Source organism: Mesorhizobium sp. C120A (genome assembly GCF_030323105.1).
GTDB lineage: Bacteria > Pseudomonadota > Alphaproteobacteria > Rhizobiales > Rhizobiaceae > Mesorhizobium.
The window spans coordinates 6,120,803-6,140,408 of record NZ_CP100476.1 but is presented as its reverse complement, the minus strand read 5'-3'; the positions used below and the strand labels follow the sequence as shown (position 1 = coordinate 6,140,408).

Annotated in this window: 13 protein-coding genes and 1 pseudogene; 6 read left to right on the top strand and 8 right to left on the bottom strand. The window is 57.0% G+C overall.

What is annotated here, in order from left to right:
- Positions 1-91 precede the first annotated feature (91 nt).
- Positions 92-4,456: an NACHT domain-containing protein gene (locus NL532_RS29815; RefSeq protein ID WP_031203442.1), complete on the bottom strand. Its 4,365-nt coding sequence runs from the start codon at positions 4,454-4,456 to the stop codon at positions 92-94.
- A 101-nt stretch (positions 4,457-4,557) separates the two neighbouring features.
- Between NL532_RS29815 and NL532_RS29810 the strand changes: the two genes are divergently transcribed.
- Complete coding sequence (locus tag NL532_RS29810) at positions 4,558-5,439, top strand: hypothetical protein (protein WP_023697168.1); 882 nt, start codon at positions 4,558-4,560, stop codon at positions 5,437-5,439.
- A 1,245-nt stretch (positions 5,440-6,684) separates the two neighbouring features.
- On the opposite strand, the gene NL532_RS29805 is transcribed toward NL532_RS29810, so the two are convergent.
- Together NL532_RS29805 and NL532_RS29800 are read right to left on the bottom strand one after the other, a co-directional pair.
- Complete coding sequence (locus NL532_RS29805; protein WP_023829681.1) at positions 6,685-8,025, bottom strand: hypothetical protein; 1,341 nt, start codon at positions 8,023-8,025, stop codon at positions 6,685-6,687.
- Between the two features lie 65 nt (positions 8,026-8,090).
- Positions 8,091-8,372: a sunset domain-containing protein gene (locus tag NL532_RS29800; protein WP_023833143.1), complete on the bottom strand. Its 282-nt coding sequence runs from the start codon at positions 8,370-8,372 to the stop codon at positions 8,091-8,093.
- A 446-nt stretch (positions 8,373-8,818) separates the two neighbouring features.
- Here NL532_RS29800 and NL532_RS29795 point away from each other — a divergent pair, with 446 nt between their 5' ends.
- From NL532_RS29795 to NL532_RS29785, 3 genes are read left to right on the top strand one after another with little or no spacing between them, the layout of a single operon-like run.
- The gene (locus tag NL532_RS29795; protein WP_031196130.1) at positions 8,819-9,778 is read left to right on the top strand and encodes a DUF2971 domain-containing protein; all 960 of its coding nucleotides are present in this window, start codon (positions 8,819-8,821) and stop codon (positions 9,776-9,778) included.
- A gap of 29 nt (positions 9,779-9,807) precedes the next feature.
- Entirely contained in the window at positions 9,808-10,194 is a 387-nt protein-coding gene (locus NL532_RS29790) for a hypothetical protein (protein WP_023697163.1), read from the top strand.
- A gap of 23 nt (positions 10,195-10,217) precedes the next feature.
- Complete coding sequence (locus NL532_RS29785) at positions 10,218-10,661, top strand: hypothetical protein (protein ID WP_023697162.1); 444 nt, start codon at positions 10,218-10,220, stop codon at positions 10,659-10,661.
- Positions 10,662-11,079: 418 nt separating this feature from the next.
- Here the strand turns inward: NL532_RS29785 and NL532_RS29780 are convergent, their stop codons facing one another.
- The 3 genes from NL532_RS29780 to NL532_RS29770 all read right to left on the bottom strand — a co-directional run bounded on the left by NL532_RS29780 (position 11,080) and on the right by NL532_RS29770 (position 12,978).
- Complete coding sequence (locus tag NL532_RS29780) at positions 11,080-11,796, bottom strand: hypothetical protein (RefSeq protein WP_023697161.1); 717 nt, start codon at positions 11,794-11,796, stop codon at positions 11,080-11,082.
- 487 nt (positions 11,797-12,283) lie between these two features.
- Positions 12,284-12,700, bottom strand: a complete 417-nt coding sequence (locus NL532_RS29775) for a hypothetical protein (protein ID WP_081731044.1) — start codon at positions 12,698-12,700, stop codon at positions 12,284-12,286.
- Between the two features lie 32 nt (positions 12,701-12,732).
- Positions 12,733-12,978: a hypothetical protein gene (locus tag NL532_RS29770; RefSeq protein WP_081731043.1), complete on the bottom strand. Its 246-nt coding sequence runs from the start codon at positions 12,976-12,978 to the stop codon at positions 12,733-12,735.
- Positions 12,979-13,435: 457 nt separating this feature from the next.
- On the opposite strand from NL532_RS29770, the gene NL532_RS29765 reads away from it, so the two are divergent.
- Entirely contained in the window at positions 13,436-14,428 is a 993-nt protein-coding gene (locus tag NL532_RS29765) for an IS481 family transposase (RefSeq protein WP_023697158.1), read from the top strand.
- 265 nt (positions 14,429-14,693) lie between these two features.
- Here NL532_RS29765 and NL532_RS29760 read toward each other — a convergent pair whose 3' ends face one another.
- Positions 14,694-14,819 (bottom strand): porin, encoded by a 126-nt coding sequence (locus NL532_RS29760; protein ID WP_245260350.1) that lies wholly within the window; start codon positions 14,817-14,819, stop codon positions 14,694-14,696.
- A 142-nt stretch (positions 14,820-14,961) separates the two neighbouring features.
- Here NL532_RS29760 and NL532_RS29755 point away from each other — a divergent pair.
- Positions 14,962-15,580, top strand: a pseudogene (locus tag NL532_RS29755) (oxygen-independent coproporphyrinogen III oxidase); the annotation flags it as partial.
- 854 nt (positions 15,581-16,434) lie between these two features.
- Here the strand turns inward: NL532_RS29755 and NL532_RS29750 are convergent.
- Complete coding sequence (locus NL532_RS29750; protein WP_031196191.1) at positions 16,435-18,969, bottom strand: two-component system VirA-like sensor kinase; 2,535 nt, start codon at positions 18,967-18,969, stop codon at positions 16,435-16,437.
- Positions 18,970-19,606 lie beyond the last annotated feature (637 nt).

The following is a 19,606-nucleotide window of genomic DNA, read 5'->3' as shown; positions in this document are numbered from 1 at the left end:
GAGCTTGCGCGGAAACCCAACTTACATACTCGGCTGGTTCAAGCGCTTCGAATTCGCATTGCCAACAGGTTTGCTCGGTGTCGAATCCCCGTCAGAGCCAAGGCGATTGGGTTTGCCTCATGATTCTCGCGCCATAAAGCCTATCCTGAAGGGTTTCGCTTCTGCTCTTGATGGCTTGGTTCAGCACGGTCAGGTTCGTGTCCCAGTGTCGCCCGACCGGAGTCGTGAGCAGCTCAATATCCTTACCCTTGATCCAAAGGTTGCCTCGCCCGTCGATCGTCTTCGCGAGAACTTCGTGGGCGGCAAATGCGGTCGCTTGATCAGCGGCGTGTAGGTAGCGTCGATACCACTCGCGCGCCCATCTGTTTCGACGATAGTGATCACTGCCAGTCGCGTAAACCTCGGCCAGCCAGCCTGTTCGTGGCTTCCTCGCCTCGAACTCGGTCCATATCTTTTCGAATGCGGGTGTCAGATCGCAGAAACCCAGGAGCGTATAAGCCCGCGCGATCCGGGCCGCATCGCCACTGGCCTCGTCATCTCGGATGGTGGCCTCAAGCCAGCTCGATTGGCCGTGCTGGATGGCGGCCCTCGCCATGTCAAGCAACACATTGTCAGTCGTGCAGAGGTCAAGAGCCTCCCGGCGTCCTTCATCTCCGGCAGCGCATGCTGGCGCCTCAACTGGCAACAGGGTTATCCGAGGGTTCTTTATGATGCCTCGGTCCCTTGCGTCATTCAACTTCCGCCACAACGGGATGCCAGCCGCGGGCAAGGATCGAATGAGTCCCTCACACAGGGCAATGAGAGGAAATTCATCGAGCGTATCAACGTTCGAAATGTGGTTACGCTCGTCGAGCCAAGCGTTCAACCAGGCCACGAGGCTCGCCCCTTGCTTCGCAATCAAGATGGTCATCGGCAGGTCGTGGTTTGCCCAATATCTCGGGTAGGACCAGGAGCCTCCCTTTTGATCCAGCCTATCGAAGGCACCGCGAACGAAGTCATGATATTTTTGCAGCGCGACCGGGTCTTCAGGATTTCGTTGAAGCATGACGGCCCAGATTTCGGGATCCGCCTCTTCCATCAGTTCCGGGCGTTGCAGAATCTCGCTTGCAGCCAGCAACGCCAATGATCCCCGGCAGCGGTCTTTGAGGTTGTTCGCTTCCGCAGCTTTCCATCCGCTATCGGCGATCGCCTGCAGCACCTGAGTGTCGCGTGTCTCTGGTGCCAGTTCGAAAGCGGCGCCGCGTATTTCTGCGTCCACGCTGCTGACAAGTGGCGCCAAATCTGACCAACCATCCAGAGCCTCTTCATCAGCTATGGCGCCCAGGAGCAGAAGCCCGCTGAGCACGTCATCGCGAGGACCGGTTAGCGGGAATCTGGAAAGGCGCGATCGTATGGCTGATTGTCCACAACGCAGCAGCACCTTCTCGATCCTGGCGAGGATCGGCAGCTTCAGACAATCGTCGAGCACTCTATCCAGCAGTTGTTCCGGTTCGAGGTCCCAAAGACGCAATTCCAGCTCGCGTGCTCGCCACCAAGGAAGATCATCGTCCTTGGCGATGGCCGAGGCGTCGATCAAATCCTTGATGGCATCGGCGATTAGAAGTCTCTCCTCCTGTCTATACAGTAGCGAAAGTCGGTTGGCCTCGGCCACAAGACGTTGCAATTCGAGTTCGTTTCGCCCCGGGGCGCTCAGGGCCGCCAAGCGAACGATTTGTTGCAGGAGATTTGGGTCTGTGCGGGCCAACATAGCTTTTAGGCGCTCAAAACGATTGTCGTCATCACTCGACTGGCGCCCGAGCAGCCAAAGCTGGTCGCCTGCGAACTTGGCATCATGGTTCGCTACGCATGCGTTCGGATCAAGCGGACTTTGGGTATCCGCGCGGTCTGCAAATAGTGTAGGTGATTTGTCCTTTACTAACGCAGCCAAGTGCGTCCCGGCGACAGCGTCTCCAAAAGCCTCCAGAAGCCATTGCCCGCCAGTTAGCGCAATGTCATCACCTGTTGCGGTCAGTTCGTCCACGGCTTTCAGCAGCGCGGCATGAAAATCGCCAGATTTGCCGCCGCCCAGGCGCAAGACCCAGGCCAGCTCCTCGAAATGATTGGCGGTGGCCATGATTGCCCGGCTGATTGCCCAGGCCAGGAACGCGTCAGTGAATGCCTGCAGCGGCAGGAACGAAAGAATCCCGAACACCCGGTGAGCGAGCCAACTCACGTCGCCCGTGGCCACCAGTTCAACGGTCGGGCAGGTCGACGATATCGGCGAGTCATTCCATCGTTTCAGGTTGTCATGAGTTCGCTTGCGATTTGTGACCGATCGCTCGGAGTTCGGATCAATCTTACCAAGGAAGCGTCCGTCGTCTGGGTCTGCCCAGAGCCATCCCAGCCAGATCGTCACCTGCCTGACGAGGCGTGGCGCGATCTCTGCGAAGGAATGGGCTCGTGCCAGTCCCTTGATAAGGATTTCATCCATCGATCTGTTGCCGGACCGGGCGAGCCAGGTCTCCTCAGCAATCTGGCAAAAAAGTTCAAAATCCAGGCCGATCAAACGCCAGAAAGCATCATAGTCCACCTGAGAGAAGTTTTGTTCGGCTACCCACCGATGAACGATGGCACGCCGAGCAGGCCGGCCGACAAGCCCGTCCAGGAGCGCGATTGTTGCTGTCGCTCGCAGGATCGAAACGCCGAGCCGTTGCCCCTTGTAGGGATCTACGAACGTGGCGATGATGGCAGCGGCCTCGCCTTCATCGCCCAGGCCTCTCAGTTCAGCCGCCAATATTAGGCCGAGCACGAAAGGCGTAAGCTCCTTGCGGAGTTTAAACCGATGAGGACCGTCACCTGCTTCCAGCCAACGCCCGGCGATCAGCTCCGCCACGGTTTCGCGAAGGTCGTCCTGGCCCTTGCCGCTCTCCCGGCCCAGTTTGGTAACCAGATCAACGCGGGTGAACATTGCGTCATCGAGCGAAACCTTCACGCCGCTGCCGAGATCGCGGATGAAATCTCGGAATTCCTCATCGGAAATCGCCAGCGCTGCTCCGCGCCGACCTACCCTGTGCTTCCAATCTTCGTATGCGAGCCGCTCGGGCGTTATGTCGCCTGTTGGCGCGAGGGCCTCACGCCGTTCGATAGCCAACTGGGAGAGACGCGGCACCTTCATAAGATCCAGCATCCGATCTCCAAACGCCTCACCCTCCACCGCGTGCAACTTCAACAGCGCTTTCAGCTCGTCGTTGCTGAAGGGACCAACACGAATTTCATCCGGACGGGGAGCCAACGGCGCCAGCCTGTGCAGATCGGCCCAATGGTCTGGCCAGCAGCTGGTCAGAACGGCAAAGCGACCTTTCCAGCGCTCGTCGTAGAGCGGTTGCAGGAAATCCGACCAATCGCGTTTTCGCCAATTCTGGTTCAGTCCATCGACGACCAGAATGAACTGCTGACCGGCGAAATCGGCGCGCTGCCAGAGCCCAACTCTGCGTAGCCAGAACGTCGCATCGCCATGGCCGAGCCGTCTGGCTAGAACCTTGGCCAGCAGCTCCTCGGCGTTGTCGTCCCGGACGTCATTGGCCGAGACGAAAACCGACAGAGGCAGATTACGGCCGTCTGCGGAATTCGCTGCCCACCAGGACAAGAAGGACCAGGTTTTCCCCATGCCTTCATCGCCGAGCAGAACCGCAGGTCGACCGCTGATGAGCCATTTGTCGAGCTGTTCGTTCAGCGATGGCCGTAAGACTTTCCTCACGGCAGGGTCATGCAGATTGTTAAAGCTCCCGCCAAGACGTGATGCCGCGTTCATGGGATTGGACAAACCAACCTCAATCCAGGTCTTCATGGCGCTCACAGCTGCCGCATATCCGATATCGGCGTCCAGCAGCCTTTGGCGGACCCTCTCGCGAGACTTTGCGAAATCCGGGTGGGATCCAATTGCTCTGACCACGTCCCGCAGAGATCGGTCGTTCCCAAAGTGGCGCGCCATGGCGACTGGCGCTTCAAGGCAAAGGACCGCCAAGTCGGGAAGCGAGTCTTTGTGGCTTGGCCAATCGAGGACCAGCACAGCTACTCCCAGGCGGTTTCCGATGTCTCGGAGCGCTTCGATATCGGTGACCGGGATCTCCCGCGAGGCAGCCAGTATCCATAGATCGACAGGGTCGCTTTGAAGAGCGGAGTCGACGACCTTTGCCTTCATCTGATCAAGGCTAAGCCGTGTTTTCGCGCCATATCTTTTGGCTTCCAGACCGAGGCGAAATGTATTGTGCTCGATCGTCCGGACATCGGATCCTGCCTGCGGGCCTGATTTGGCCAACCTGAACAGCTGACCTGTGGTTTCTGACAGGACGTCTCGCATGAGACCTTCAAATCCACTCGTGCCGGTCGCTTCGAGTTTGCGAAGTCGAGCCGCCAACAAAGTTTTTGCGCGAGCAAAGTCCATCAAGCTTGGTTTTTGGCCGGCGGAAGTGGTCATAAATCCCCCATGGGTTTCAGTCATTGATGGTTGTACTCACGCAGACGACGTGATCTGCAGAATCTGGATATGAATGCTCTGCAAGATTCGAGGTCGAATTCATGAGTAAGCTGACGGAGGCGTTGAGCCAGGACAAGCTCGGTGTTTGCCTTAAATTGGAGGCCTCCGAGGTCAAGCGCGTCTATAGGACCACTGAACTCCTTCCCGACTTCGATTTCATCCCGTACGACGGGGGAACCGATAAGGACTACCCAGTCTGGCACGAGTTCGATCTCTCGGACGAAGCGATTTTCATCCATAGTTTGATACTGGACGACTATGGGTACTTCGTTGACGATGACCCGCACGATGATCCCGAATATGAGCTACCGAAAGCAACTTCTGAAAGCACAGGGAAGCTTGCCTTGGAACTCCAGATGGCAGACCGCTTTGGGTGCCGAGCACTGGTCAGGGGAAGCTTGTCTGGTACTTCCATGGAAATGAACATGGATGTGCGCTTCAATTTCATCGTGGCCTCCTACTCCGGAGAAAGCAGTCGTATCGGATATGCTGCGGAAGCGATTGCCGAAGGTTTCGCGTTCGAGGAAGAGGGAAAGCTCAAGCAGGCATTTTTCTCATATTTTTCGGCACTCGACAGCTTCGTTGAATCGGAGCGTGAGAAACTCAACAAGGGGCAATCCGACGATCAGCGGATCAAACCTGACATCCGACTGATGCAGAAACTGCAGGCGATCATAAAGGCGAACATGCCACCATCTGTCGGCGGCCTCGATAAAGTGAAGATATGGGGAGACGTTAAGAACGGTTTCGACAAGTGCGAAAAACTCAGAAACGCTATCGCTCACAACACGAAAACAGAGCCGATTGCTAAGGCCGACGTTGATCTGTGCTTTGCCGTCGCCGCCATCATCGTGGCGATGGTTAGTGATGATCTCTACGAAGAAAAAGAGATTAGGGAGCACTACGTTGTAGAAAGCGACTGAGTCGGAGTTACGAAATTAAGGCGGATTGGCAGCTTGCGGCATCCACTGGCCATCCGCGGTGCAGGCTTACCAGGAAAGCCGAGACACAAGTCCGCTAAGGGCTAAAAGCAGTCCTACCGGAGCGCAGGAGCGGCGGCAATGCGGTCGAGAGCCGAACCGCAGCCTTCCGCCATCCGCTCCCATAAGCGGACTGACCGCTGTCGACCCCTAGGAGGACAGTCAGACGGTTCTACAATTGACCATCGACTGGGGTTCTATGGAAGCTTTTCGAACTTTTTGTCTGGCTCCTCCAGCCAAATTGCGCGCGCTCGCGCAGGAGGCTGGGTTCACAGAATTTCCCATCGGATAATCTTAATTGACATCCGAATGTGGAGTTCAAGTCGGAGGAGGGCCGGCGTGCCGTGTTCAGATCCAACTCGTTTCAACCGCTAATGACATTCCTGTTAGGCGTCATGCGCTTTGGGCCTCCCAAGCGATAAGAATCGGAGTATGTGCGCGCGCTCCTTCACCGCCGTCGCTGACATCTCGCATATCCCGCGCCTGCAGCATCTAGTCGCAGGCACGATAGGCGTGGGGATCCTGCCCGGCAAAGCCAAACCGCGGCTCACGGTCTTGCCGGGCGGAAGGCCGGACGATGCCGCATGATACATTTCCTCGCCTTCACCCTCGCCGCGGGCGTCGTGCTGGCGCTGGCTTGGTGGTCGCTATGAAACGATGTCGAACAGACAGCCGGCGGGCAGTCGGTCAAGACGCCGCTGCGGCAGTCTTGGTTTCACTGGGCGTCAATCCCGGTAGATCTCTCGCCATAGCGAAAGAGATTCAGGACTCAGGGATGTCCGCCGCAGTTCAGCGAATTGTTGGCGAGCGCGCTCAAAGTGACGTTCATTCAATGGAGCGCGGATGGCAGCATCTCGAAACGCCTCGTGACCAGTTTCTTCGTAGATTTTCTGGTTTAGCTCTTCATTTACTTTTGGCGGCGCGAGTACAATTTCGGTTACGCCAATGAGCTGTCCGCACCGATACGCCCTAAGTCAGGGCTCCTCCGCTAAGAAGTCCTTCACTATTGGAGGAGGTCCATCGTGGTGAGTTCAACAAGACCGGCGATCTCTACTCCCCAGCAACACATATGCAGAACGTTGCTGCGAATGGTCGCAGCCCGTCAAGAAACTCTATCAGGTGCTCATCGGGTGGTTTCGGTCGGTCGTTGTCAGCCATCACTACACGCCGGGACGCTATCGAGACGTTTTAGCTAGGATCCTTCTTTTTGCTTGCTGGCAACTCAAGTGGGGAGACAGCTGCATCTTTGGGTCCGAATGTGATGTCGATCCAATCGTCGTCACTTGGTCGGCCGCTCACCAGCTCGGTCTTGACGATCATCCTTCCATCGCGGTGGCATTGTGCCAGCCTCTCTGAGATCCAAAGACGGTCCTCGTCGCCGTCCAAAATCGATCGAGCGTTGCCGCCAGCGAGTATTTCGCCGAGCGATCGCGCGGGGATGCGAAACTTGTCGTCTCCCATAGTCGTCCAGCCTCCTCGAAAGCCAATACTTGTCGCTGTGTTCATGCGATTGAGGTAAGCACTCTCAATATTCTGGAGCGGGGAATCCAGCTTGGCTAACGCTTCCCGTACTAGGCGATAGACTTTGTCACGAATTGCCTCATCGCGAGCCATGACGCTATGGCTGACCCTGTACGTCGCCCGTCGTGATCGCAGAGACGGTGCCATCCGATCTGTCGGATCTCGCTCCTGCTCCACGGAAAAGAGCACGACGAAGTCGAGCCACGACGACGAAGCGATATAGCGGCGTACTATGTCATGTATCGGGAAAGTTTTATGTGCTGCCCCTTTTGTCCAGAGCTCCGTGCCGCCATCGCAAAGGTAAACACCTCTGAGGGACCCTTCCGGTGATGACTCCAACTGCGGTCGAGCACCGTCGAGAGCGCTTTTTGCAACAGAATCGACCTCGCGATCGTGTCTGCGATGTGTCGTGAAATGCGCCGAATTCCAACCAAGCGTCGGAAAGTCATGGCGGCCAGGCGTGAACGATATTTTGGTCGGCACGCCGTCGAAAACGATCAAATATTCGAAAGGGCGTTTAAAATCGCCGCCCTGCAGTCTCAGGTCCAAGGCAATCTGTTTTGTGATCTGAGCAATATCTGCTTTCGGTGGCAGCACAGGGACTGACACCAATTGGCCATCTATCGAAGCCTTGCGTGATCCGAAATCAACTTGAAAATTCCCCATCACCGGCAAGCGGCGCAATATCTGATCCGAAAAAGTTTCAATAAAGAATTCAATCGGATAGTCGTGGTGAGCTTGATCATCAGAAATCGCCTTTACGTCGGCATAGATAAGATGCTCTGGCAGCAAGATATCAGGCTTCTTCCCGTTGGCGAGCGTTGGCTCAACCTTGGCGTTGTGCGCCAGAATATGGCCGGCCAAAAGGTAAAGCTCCCAGACTCCAGGTATCCCGTTCTTGTTCGGTTTCTCCACCGCGTTGATAAGGGAACGCAACTGCGAATCCGGTGTGTGACCAGAGACCGTATCAATGACGGATTGCAGCGTACGTCGGGAGAAGATGAGCATCGCAACCTGTGATGGCTGGTCGTCGTTTCAAAATTTGGCGGTCGCGGAGAAATCCGAATTTATTACTATCGCTTTGCTCGGCGCCATCCGGCCGCCCGCGCCTCTGCTTCGCTGCAGAACCATCGCTCACCATACTGCGGGCTGATTTTTGTCTCGGAGTAGTGTTGCTGTCCGGGTACATGGTAGATGTGCTCGCCGGTGTTGATGCTGATGTTGCCCTTGATCGTGCATCCCGCACCCGTGGACAATAGAGAGGCGTTTGGAGATGTATCGTCATCAACTTCGTCGGTAAGCTGCATGAGGCTGGGCGTCGCGCCGATGATGCCGGGGTTCTGCGAGACGACCACGGCTACGGGTACCGTGCAAACAGATACTCAAGCCGCCATAAGCCGCGCCGCCGCTTCTTGGCGTTCTTGCGCCGCTGGTCAGCCAGGTCGGCACCGATATGATGCTGGATTTTCCCCACGCCCTCTCACCCCGAATGAAGGATGCGACTGTTTCGGCTTAGAGTCAGTCCAGAAATTGAGCAGATAGCAGAGCGTGAAAAGAACCTTGCGGAGCTAAAAGTCAAGCAAGCTGGCCCCGCCGATGACACCGCCAAACCACGGCGTTCGGTGCCGCAGTTCAAGTACTGGACTGCCCACAAAAAGAAGGGCCGGACGGGCCAGGGTGGGAAAAAAAGGCAGAGGAGGCCTTCCGGTGGCATTTCGAGCCCGGTAAGGATCTGAAAGATTACCGGGTGCGATCCGGCAATGAGGCACCAGAGCGGACACCGACGCAGACAGGTACTGATATGCGGATAACGCCAGAAGAGCTTCTTAATTTCGGAATTTTCCACCCTCACGCCGTCGACCAGTACATGGTCGCCATGACGAAGAAATCTCGCTTTGTTCATTACTGCAGCGCCGAGACCGCTTTTCACATCGTGAGGTCCAACAGAATGCGGCTTCGCAACGCGAAGGTGATGAACGACTTTATGGAAATCGAACACGGAAGCAGCTGTTTAGCGAACGCCTGGGACAGTCCTGACGGCGATCGGTTTCGGCAAACTATCGATGGCCTGTTTGAAGGCATTTCCCAGGAAATAGCCGACCTTCTCAGGGGCTGGGTTCCCCTTTTCGGAAGGGAAACTTACATAAGCTGTCTCTCGGAGCATGACAGCGATGAAGACGATCTCGGACGCCTCTCAATGTGGCGAGCCTACGGCGGGCCTTCTGGCGTGGCTGTGGTCTTAAATCCAGAGGCGTTCTATTCATCCAGTACGGTTCTCGGCGTCGTGTCATCGCCGGTAGCGTATCTCGATGAGCGGGGGTTCGTAACGCAATTCAATCGGGTGACGGATGGGATTAAAACCCACCAAGACATGCTTAAGGCAAATGGCCGGCAAGCGCTTATCAACTCGCTGTTTAATGCATTCCGTTTTGCGGTTCTTTGCACCAAGCACCCCGGCTTCAAAGAGGAGCGCGAGTGGCGCGTCATTTTCGACCCGCGGTTTTCGACAGAGCACAAGCTCGTGAAGAGCATCGAGCTAATACGGGGGGTGCCGCAAGTCGTATACAGCATTCCTTTCAAGGACTACCCGGAGGAGGGATTTGTTGGTGCGGAGCTGCCCAAGCTAGTCGATCGCATAATCATCGGCCCAACCGAGTTTCCTGACCAACTGCGGGAGGCGACGGTCGCGCTTTTGGAAGAGGCAGGCGTGCCAGATGCTGACAAGAAGGTCGTTTGCTCAACGATACCTCTCAGGCAGTAGACATCGGCGGATAGTGACCAGGGGGGATTATGGCCAAGAAAGAAGCGAAAAAGCTTTGCTTTGTAGTCGGGCCGATTGGTGGCGATGATAGCGACGAAAGAATTCACGCGGACTGGTTCCTTGAGGGCATCGTTGAACCGGTTTTTGCCGAGCATTTCCCTGAGTTTGAGGTGAAGCGGGCGGACAAGATCGCAGAACCAGGCCGCATTGATGCCCAGGTCATCACCGCCCTGCTGGACGCTGAATTGGTTGTGGCTGATTTAACAACTCTGAACCCGAACGCCTTTTATGAAATCGGGATCCGGCACATGACCCAGAAGCCCATTATCCAGTGCGCCTGGAAAAGCAGCCTATTCCCTTCGATATTGCGTCATTCCGCACACTCAGCTTTTCCCGGAAAAGACCTAAAGACCTAGAGCTTGCTCAGGGCGCGCTCAAGATGGCTATTGAGGCAGTGCTGGCCGATGGGTACGAGGTGGACAACCCGGTCACATTTTCTCGCGGGAAAGTGGAGTTCGCACAGTCGGCCACGCCTGCAGAGAAGATCTTTCAGAATCAGCTCGATGCAATTCTAAACCGGGTCAGCGCGCTCGAAAGGCCTGAGCAGGGGTTCACTCGCGCGGCAGCTTTTAGGTTCGGCAAGGCTGGGAATATTTCTCCGCAGACCTACACGTTAGGCATACAGGGCAATGGACCAGATGCTCCTGCCCGTATTCAGGGCTTTATCGATCGCATTATGACAGAAAAATTCCAGCGGATGAGTGTCACTTCGGATGGAGGTGACTTTACGCTGGTAGAGGTCACTGAACTGCCAAATCCCTCCCTCATGAAGATGCTTAGGTCGGAAGCGAGTAAGGTCGGCCTCACCATCGGGCAAGCCTAAGCTGGCATCGGCGACGGTATCGAGGCTGACTTGCTCGCAACCTGGCGCCCTCATTACCGTCGCTCCGCCCGCTACGGCGGACGAGGCAGTGGCGCTGGCGGAACGGCTGGTGGAGGACTTGCGTCAGTGCAGTCGTGGATCACCGCCACGGAACAGGCGCTGGCAGTAGCGGGGAGCGTGGGGCTGAGAATCTGTCGGCGAAACCCGAGATGGCTCCGGCCGATCGCGAAACCCTGATGGCAGCGCTCCGATCTCTTTCTGAGGTTCTGATGCCGAGCGTCCACCGCGGCACCGAACTGGAGGAGGACGTGATGAAGCTGTTCGCAGCCTTCAACGTGTACAACGGCGACCAGGCGAAGATGCGAGCGCAGGTGCAGGCCCGGAGCGAGGAGCTGGAGGGGAATCAGCCTGCAAGCCGTCAGAATGGAATTTCGTCGTCCAGCTCTCGGCTTGCGCGCCTGAAGTCCTGGATTTGCTTCCTTGGCTTTTCGACGCGTTTGATGTCGTCCGGGGACGGCAGCTTCTCTGGGGCGGCTTCCTTGGTCTTCGCACCGCCAAGAAGCTCATTGATACGCTTCAGCAGCTCGTTGGCTGGTTTCAAGGCGTTGGCGCCTTTGTTGATGAGGTCGGCGATGGAGATGCCCATCAGCATCCCGTTGTCGAACCGCGTCCGCGCGCGGTCAACGTCCGCGTCGAACGCGTTGAGATTGGAAAATAGCGAGTTCTTTTTGCCGACTTCAAGGTCGGCGGCTTCAACCAACTGGCGGATTTCATTGACGAGGTTGTGGATGCGAGCCTTGGTGGCAGCGTCCAGCTCGACCGAGTAGATGGCACCGATGCGGGCCTTCTGAATCTGGATTTGCAGGACGATGCTCTTGGTGGCAAGGTCGAATTCGCGGTGGACGTTGTACGTGTTGTCGTAGTCGGGCAGCTCCCAATCTCTCAGCGCCTCGATATGCAGCGCCCTCGCGGCACCGGTAATCTTGTTCATGTGACTGATAAGGGCGAGGCGGGTGTCACCCTCCTCGTTGCCTCGGATGTCCTCGGCAAGCTGCTCATCGAACAACCCCACGAGGATGACGAACGCCTGGAACGGATTCTCCGGTAAGTTATCGAAATCTATGGGCTCTGCCATGTGCTCATCCCCCGCAAGGCACTGCAAGAGAGATAGAGAACGAACGGGAAATCTACAATGCGGTTTTGTCAGGACGAAGATTGATGGCTTCGCAATGCCGTAACGGTGTGTCGACACAATCGGCAGCCATTTTCCCGCAAGTGCATCCGGGCGTTGGTTGAGCGGTTCAGGCGGAAAAGCCATTCCATGCGTTCACGATCTGCCTGATGGCGAATTCACCATCGCATCCCCGAAAGTCCACAGGGTTGCCAACACCGCGAATAATGTCCGCAATCAGATGGCGCGAACTCTGCCAGTCGCCGACGGCTCCATGGTCTATGTGAATATGGCGATGGCGTGCCCGCTGCTCGGACTGGAACCAATATGCTGCATTACCGCGCGTACTATGTAAACTGGCATCCGACTGCCGCATCCAACTCAACGAAAAGCGAAGCTCTATCTCAGAAGTGACGTGCTACGCCGCCCTGTGGGATCACTGAAGCGGCTCTTACCGGTAGTCGTACACCGAGTGGTAAAAATAGATCTCTCGTTTGATAAGCTTGGCGGCCCGCACCTTCCCGCTATTTCGCTCAATCTCAACAAGAACGAGCACCTTAACAGGCTCGGCCAGTGCGGTTGTGGCAGTTTGGGCACCATGCCAAACACCCTCTTCGCTGTCGTACCCACCCTCGCTGCGGTCTTCGTACTCCAAGTCCACTTCAACCTCGACTTCGACGACCATGGTCGCAACGACAAGCTTGTCGCTCAAGGCTACGGTGGTCTCATATTCAACACTGAAGATTTGAAGCAACCGGGGGTCGAAGGCGTTACCATCAGCCAAATCGCCCATGTAAACGACTCGCGCATCCTCTAACTCAATGTCCAACTTTTTCTCGAAGGTGGTGTCAAAATCGGACTGGTTCATGGCTTGCTCGGCCGCCTGTTCGCCTTCCTCTCCTAAGTCGGCTGCGGCTCCCAAAACCTTGTGTATTGAGCTGAGGTGCAAGAACATCGAAATTCCGACCAGCGCCCTTCGATGTCGCGCGGGCGCGTATCGTGGCCTTCGATCAGGTTGCTGTAGTAGGTGTTCATGATGCGCACGAGATGGGCGAGGTTGGCTGCGGTACGCGAGTGCAGGCTTTTGCCCAAAACAGCCGACGTCGCCAGGCTTGGACACAAATCGATGCTGCCGATGATGATCATGGCCGATGTTCGGCAGGCCTATCGTACTGACAACCATGCACAAACCGTAATTGGGGGAGCCATCTGGCCGATGCTTTGGCCGATCTATGACGATCGGCCGGACTCAGACAGGTTCGAGGTGGAAAACAGGCAGCTTTAAACATGGTTCTGCCTCGGCCAGCGCAAGATTCGCCTGGAGCTTCGCTTATGCTGTGTGAGCTTGTTCTCTCGCGCCCGAATTCCCCATGGATGGCCCAAAAGCAGGCGATCCATTTGTCATTTTTAAGTGCGTCGGACTGCCAGTTGATCGCGTTCTGACCCGACTGGGATTTCAAGTTTGACCTGAAACTGACCGGGTGCTGGATGGCAGGCTTCATCCCCACCGGTCTGATATGAAACAACGTCCGGCCCCGAAGGCTAGGTGTTTGATCCCAGGCTTTGATGGCGCATACTTTTCGTCCGAATCAAAGGATGCGCTATGGGCCAGGTTCTTCATGGGAGCGCCACGACGACAGAGGCGATCCGTCGAGCGATACAGCATAGTCAAGAGAGCCTGAGGGCGCTGGCGAAGCGCTACGGCATCAATCAGAAGACGGTTAGGAAGTGGAGGAACCGGACGTCGGCCGCCGATCTTCCGACTGGCCCCAGAGATCCGAAGTCGACAGTGCTATCGACTGAGGAAGAGGCGGTCATCGTCGCCTTTCGGCGTTATACGCTGCTGCCACTGGACGATTGCCTCTATGCTCTCCAACCGACGATCCCGCATCTGTCGCGGTCATCCTTGCATCGCTGCCTGCAGCGTCACGGGATAGGCAGGTTGCCGGATGTCGAGGGCGACAAGCCGGCAAGGAAGAAGTTCAAGGCCTATCCAATCGGCTACTTCCATATCGACGTCGCCGAGGTCCGAACCGAGCAGGGCAAGCTGCATATGTTCGTGGCCATAGATCGGACCTCGAAGTTCGCTTTCGTCGAGCTGCACGAGAAGGCAACGACAGCGGTCTCCGCCGATTTCCTGCGCCATCTTCTTGATGCTGTCCCTTACAAGATCCACACAGTGCTTACCGACAACGGCATTCAGTTCACGACCCCAGGTGCCGGCGGCTCGGCCGTTCCGCTGATCAAGGAAGCCATGGCGGCGGGAGAAATCATATGGGCGCACGCCTTCGAACATACTTGCGCCAAGGCCGATATCGACCACCGAACGACAAAGCCAAGGCACCCATGGACCAACGGCCAGGTCGAACGCATGAACCGCACGATCAAGGATGCGACCGTCAAACGCTTCTACTACGAGAGCCATGACCAACTGCGCCAGCATCTCGCCGATTTCGTCTTAGCCTATAATTTCGGCCGTCGACTGAAGACCCTCAAGGGCCTCACGCCCTTTGAATACATCTGCAAAATCTGGACAAAAGAGCCCGAACGATTCAGGCTCGATCCAACCCATCAAACCTTGGGACTAAACAGCTAGGCTGCAATCTCGTATGGCTTCTATGCGCCGTTCTCTTGGAGCGTGTTGCGGGCTTGGTCTGCCCAACCTCGGAGCTCAACGCTTCACGGCGTTAGGATGAGCGTTCGAAGCGCAGGATTACTGCCGACACTGCTCTTCTTGTTCGCATTGGGCAGTTCCCGTTGGAAGCTTCCATCTTGCCGACTGCTGAGTTTGGAGTCGCCGTAGCTGTGAAATCGAAAAGAAGCCCATAGGCAACGTTTGCCGCGACGCTACTGAGAGCTGGTCACCGGGAGAGCCGAAGGTAGAACGAAGTTGTCTCGTTGAGCTTGTATGTGGCGCCAGCATAGAAGGCCCAGTTCCCACCCCAAGGCTTATACAAACGCCCACCGTTAGCGCCGATCGCGTTCATGGCCTCGTCCTTTTGGCAGAGATCACCACGGTCGCTAGCTGGCGAGCAAAGTCCGTCCCAGCGCTGCATTATCTCGTCGGATCCGGCAAGCTGGCAAAATTTCCCAGGCGGAGCTGACTGGTTTGTTATCACCGTGGGACGCCTGCCGCGTCAAACGGTGGTGTCGTGGGTCGAGACGGCGAGGGCAGCGGTCGCCATGCGCCCCGACCGGCTTGCCAGCGCTGCCCGCGCTGAACAGCATGCGGCTGTCGCCGTGACGCTGGTTGCCGCCGGCTACCGGGAGATCGGGCTCGACCATTTCGCCTTGCCGCACGACGAGCTCGCGCTGGCACAGGAAACCGGTCGCCTGCGACGTAACTCGTTGGGCTACTCTGCCGATACCTGCAGAACCCTGATCGGTTTCGGCGCGTCGGCTATCGGCCGCATCGGCCAGGGGTACGTTCAAAACGAAGTTACACGGGATATCTACATCCAGCACATCGCAGTTGGCCGACTGGCGACATCGAAGGGCCATCGCCTCACAGACGACGACCGCGTGCGAGCCGCAATCATCGAGCGATTAATGTGCGATTTCGAGGCTGACGTGCCGGCAATCTGTGTCGCCCACGGATCTGATCCGATCCGTCTTCGCGGTTCAGATGAGCGTTTGGCGATGCTGGCCAAGGACGGACTAGTGGACTTCGAAAACGGTCTTGTCCGCGTACGGCGGAGCATCGCTTGGGATTCGCGCTGTTGCTGCCGCATTCGATGCTTTTAGGGATGGCCTTACGTATCCCGCAGTTGAGGGCAAGCACACAACACGGAAGCTAACACAGGGAGTACCTTTTGCCGGAGAGAACGAGCTGCCATCGTGCGGTGCCCGGTTAGTAGTGAAGCGCCGTAAAATGTCGACATAGGCGTTGGTGAACTGGACCGAACGACGAGAACGGCCTATCCAGTGTGTTGTCGGCAGTTAGTTCGAAAGTCCTGCTACACCCGATCCGATGCCTCTCAACGCCGAGGCCGCACCTCCGTGCCGAAGCCGGCCTTCCCAATGGTGGGTCGAGCCGTCGCTTACCCCGTGCTTGCCTCACAGATCCGCGACCGAGAACCCAGCCACATGCCTGCCGGGGCCTAGGTCCATCAAGCATGAAAGGAACACGTCGGAACCTGGGATATCGCTTGCCCGGCCGGGCGGCGATAGCCTTGTCGGGGCAGCGAGGAGCCGTGGCCGATGATGAACGCACAGGAGAAGTCTGGCGTGAATGGGGCGATGATTGTCAAGCTTTGCTCTCGAGTCATCTCGTCAACCATCTTGCGTGACCGATTGGCGACCATCTCCTCGTCCCGACCTTATATTGCCCGTCGCCTGTCGCCGCCAGCGCGCAGTGACTTCAAGGATGGAGGCCCGCAGACCCCATCGCGCGGCGACTTGTCCTTGACGGTCACGAGCACGGCGGCAGGTTTGCCGTGGTCGGGGAGCCTTCCTTGAGCGGAAGCCGACGACAGTGTTCGAGGGGAACTCGCCATGAGCCGGGTGCGCAGAGATCGTCCGACGCTCTTGTATTTGCTGGATCCCAGCCGGCTCCGCCTCCGACTGCCTCGACAGCTCGGTATCCTGAGCGCGTCGGCGGCATCATGCCATTATCATCCTACGAATTGCATGCTCCATCGTCCTGGACGAGACCGGTTTGGCTAGCCAAAGGACGAAGGTCTGATTACCAGATGTGATCGGCATGGGGTCGCTTCCACCAACGACGATGATGGGCACCGTCATCAGGGTGGTACGTACGGCTTCGGGCTGTCCTGGCCCGAGGAAAGTCGCTTTATCGAAAATTAGGAGGTCGGCTGCCTTCCCGCTCTCGATCCAGTCGCAAAGACTCTCGAAGGTCGCGAAGCCGACCGGCTTATAACCCAGCGCGGCGATCTTATCCTTGTAGATCTCCAACGCTGCTGGATCGGGGTCAACGACTGCAATGATTTCTCCGTTGCCAAGTGATCCATCGCATGGGCCGAAAGCGCTATCAGCTCTGACCTGCTCCTCAGCGCAGGCCGGTAAGTAGAGATCGAAGCGTGTACCTCGGCCAACAGCCGAGGTGACGTCAAGGCATCCTGCGAGCGCGCTCACATGGCGGTCCACTGCAGCAAGACCCAGTCCGGTCCCGCCGACGCGAGAGCGCGTGGTAAAAAAGGGCTCAAAGATATGCGGAAGCACCGAACTTGCGATTCCTTGGCCATCGTCGCTGATGGAGAGGAGAACGTAATCTCCCGGTTTCAAGGTGCCCTTAGCCACGGGCTTCGTTTGACAGACGTGAGCGCGAGAAACGCTAATCTCGACACGGCCCTCATTCAAGAGAGCCTCCGATGCGTTCTTGCATAGATTCATAAGGATCTGCTGTATCTCGGTCGGGCTGCCCTCGATCACCGTTTGCCACTCGTTGATCTTGAAATTCAACTGAACATCCGCACGAAGTGTAACCCGCAGCAATGGCGCGAGATCCATTAAACTCTCCGAGACGTCGAAAGGCATCGTCACGCGCTTCCGATTTCGGCTTAGTGACAAAATTTGATCAATAATCAGTTTGGCTCGGTTGCTGGCCAAGATAATTTGGCCGATGTGGCCCCGAATTCTCGAGGGGCGACGCACAAGACCTTTAGCCATCTCTGCGTAGCCGACTATTGCTCCTAGAACATTATTGAATTCATGTGTAACGCCGCTTGCGATTGTGCCGACAGCCGTCAGCCTTTCCGCATGCTCCCATCGACTCTCAAAAAGGTTACGTTCCGTGTGTACACGTTGCATTTCAAGATGGTTGCCTAAACGCACAGTAGCGCTCGCTAGAACCAGGAGGTCGTCTGTGGAGGGTGGTGAGCGATCTCCTTCAAAAACAAGGATACAAACCGCAGCCTGCTGATCGGAGGCCCGGCAACCAACAATTTGACAAACGCCGGTAGTGCCTACGGCAGTCCGAACCACTTCCGACGCCGGAACGACGCGAAACACTGGCTGTTCCGGGTGTACAAGTGAGACGACTTCATGGATTAGCGTGGCGTTCCAGACGCGCATGCGCTTGTTCGCGACAAAGTACTCGGTATTCCTGCTGATACTCGGATCCACCAGAGCAAGCGCGCATTGATCCGCATCGAAAACGCATTGAATGAGTCTAAGCGCTGCTTCGGTGGAGAAGCGCCGCGAAGCCTTCGTTGCTTGACTGTCGATGAAACAAGCTTCGATCTCACTCATCGCCGCTTCAAGCTCTAACCGCCTTTCCAACCGGTTCGTCCGCACATGCAGCGTGGAGGCTCGAATGGTCGCAAACAAGCAGAGGCATATGGACACCAAGCCAAAGAAAAGTCGTGTACGCTGCGCTTGCGCGCTGGCGAAGCTGTAGGCTTTCAGATGTTCTCGCTCCAATTCGGCAGCCTTGGCGAACGTGTCGAAGGATGGGATCCGATTGACAGCGCGGTCCAACCTCAACATTGAGGACAGGATAGCGCGGCCCTCGCGGGCAACATCCTCCGTGACTTGGTCCTGGCTAGGAGGAAGTCGGCGGAGAGACTGATCGATTTGTAATGCGAGGCTGAATCCCGGTCTGGCCGAAAATTGAAGGATCAGATTGGAAAATTCAGGCCTGTTCGACACTCCCCCCCGAAGGCGATTAGCCGAGCGAGCAAAGCGTACCAGAGAGCTTTGCAGAAGCTCATTTTGCGCGGCCGAGGCCGAGATGGCAGCTTCTGTGTTTTCGAGGGAATTTTTGAGCTGTGCAACCAACCTGGAGTGCACCCCGGAGCTCTCATTGGGCGAGATCTCAACAAGGCGTTGGTAGTTTTGAAGGTTCCTTTTTAATGCTTGCCCGGTAGAAGCAACGGAACGGAAGTCCAATACCATGTCTGCGCGGGCGACGTCTCGCTGGAGCAATGCGTAGTTGATCTGAATCGTCCGCAGTTCGCTTAGGACCGCCTCGTTGATCTGGGGGTCTTGCCACTGTATCGCGACCAAGAGCGCGACCGAGGCCACTAGGGCCATTACAGAAGCTTTGTCGGTACTGAGCCATTTTTCCCAAACGAACGGCGTTTGATCCGCGGTGCGTGCCTTGCGAAGGTCCGATTTGAATTCTAGCTCCCCATCGCGTCGGTGTGCGGCCGGATGCTGCTGGAACAGGAAAGCCAAGTGTACCTCTCCCCTCAAATAGGCGGTGTAGACGCCGTTGCACTCTGCCCCCATGGCCCGCTGACCTTCCATTGATTCGCGGGCGTTTCGACCTCGACGGCGAGGCGGCAGCACAAGGCGGGCAACTGATTGCAGTTTTCGGAACTGGTCTTCCGAGAGATCATCGAAGGGGCATACAAGCGCACGCCTGCAGCAGCCGAGGATGATACCGGTCGGTCAAACGCAACTGGCGAGGGCCGGATCTGCTGTTGGCTGGCAGCTAACACTGGCGGGGCGGCGGCCTCAACTCCGGCGTGCCTAGAGCCGGCTGCTGCGAAAGCGTCCGACACGCTTCCCTTGGGGTCATCCCGTCCAGCGGGCATCCTTGGATCGCTGAAAAAAGACGAGGCGGCTTGATGATCCTGCCCTCGCTGAAGCACCTCGCGAAACCCCTTTTCCAGTCGCAGAAGCTCCTCTGGACCGGTAGGCGGCTCGTCAGCTCGACCATCGAACAGCGGCCGGAGCGCCTCGGACACGTGCTGCTCAAAGCCCACTCGCCGGGCCTGGACCGCTTGCCCGTCTTCCAAGCCGGCGTCCTGCACCTGCGACAAAGCTGTTACACGGGATGGATTTCTATTTCGCGGGTTCATACTAGCCT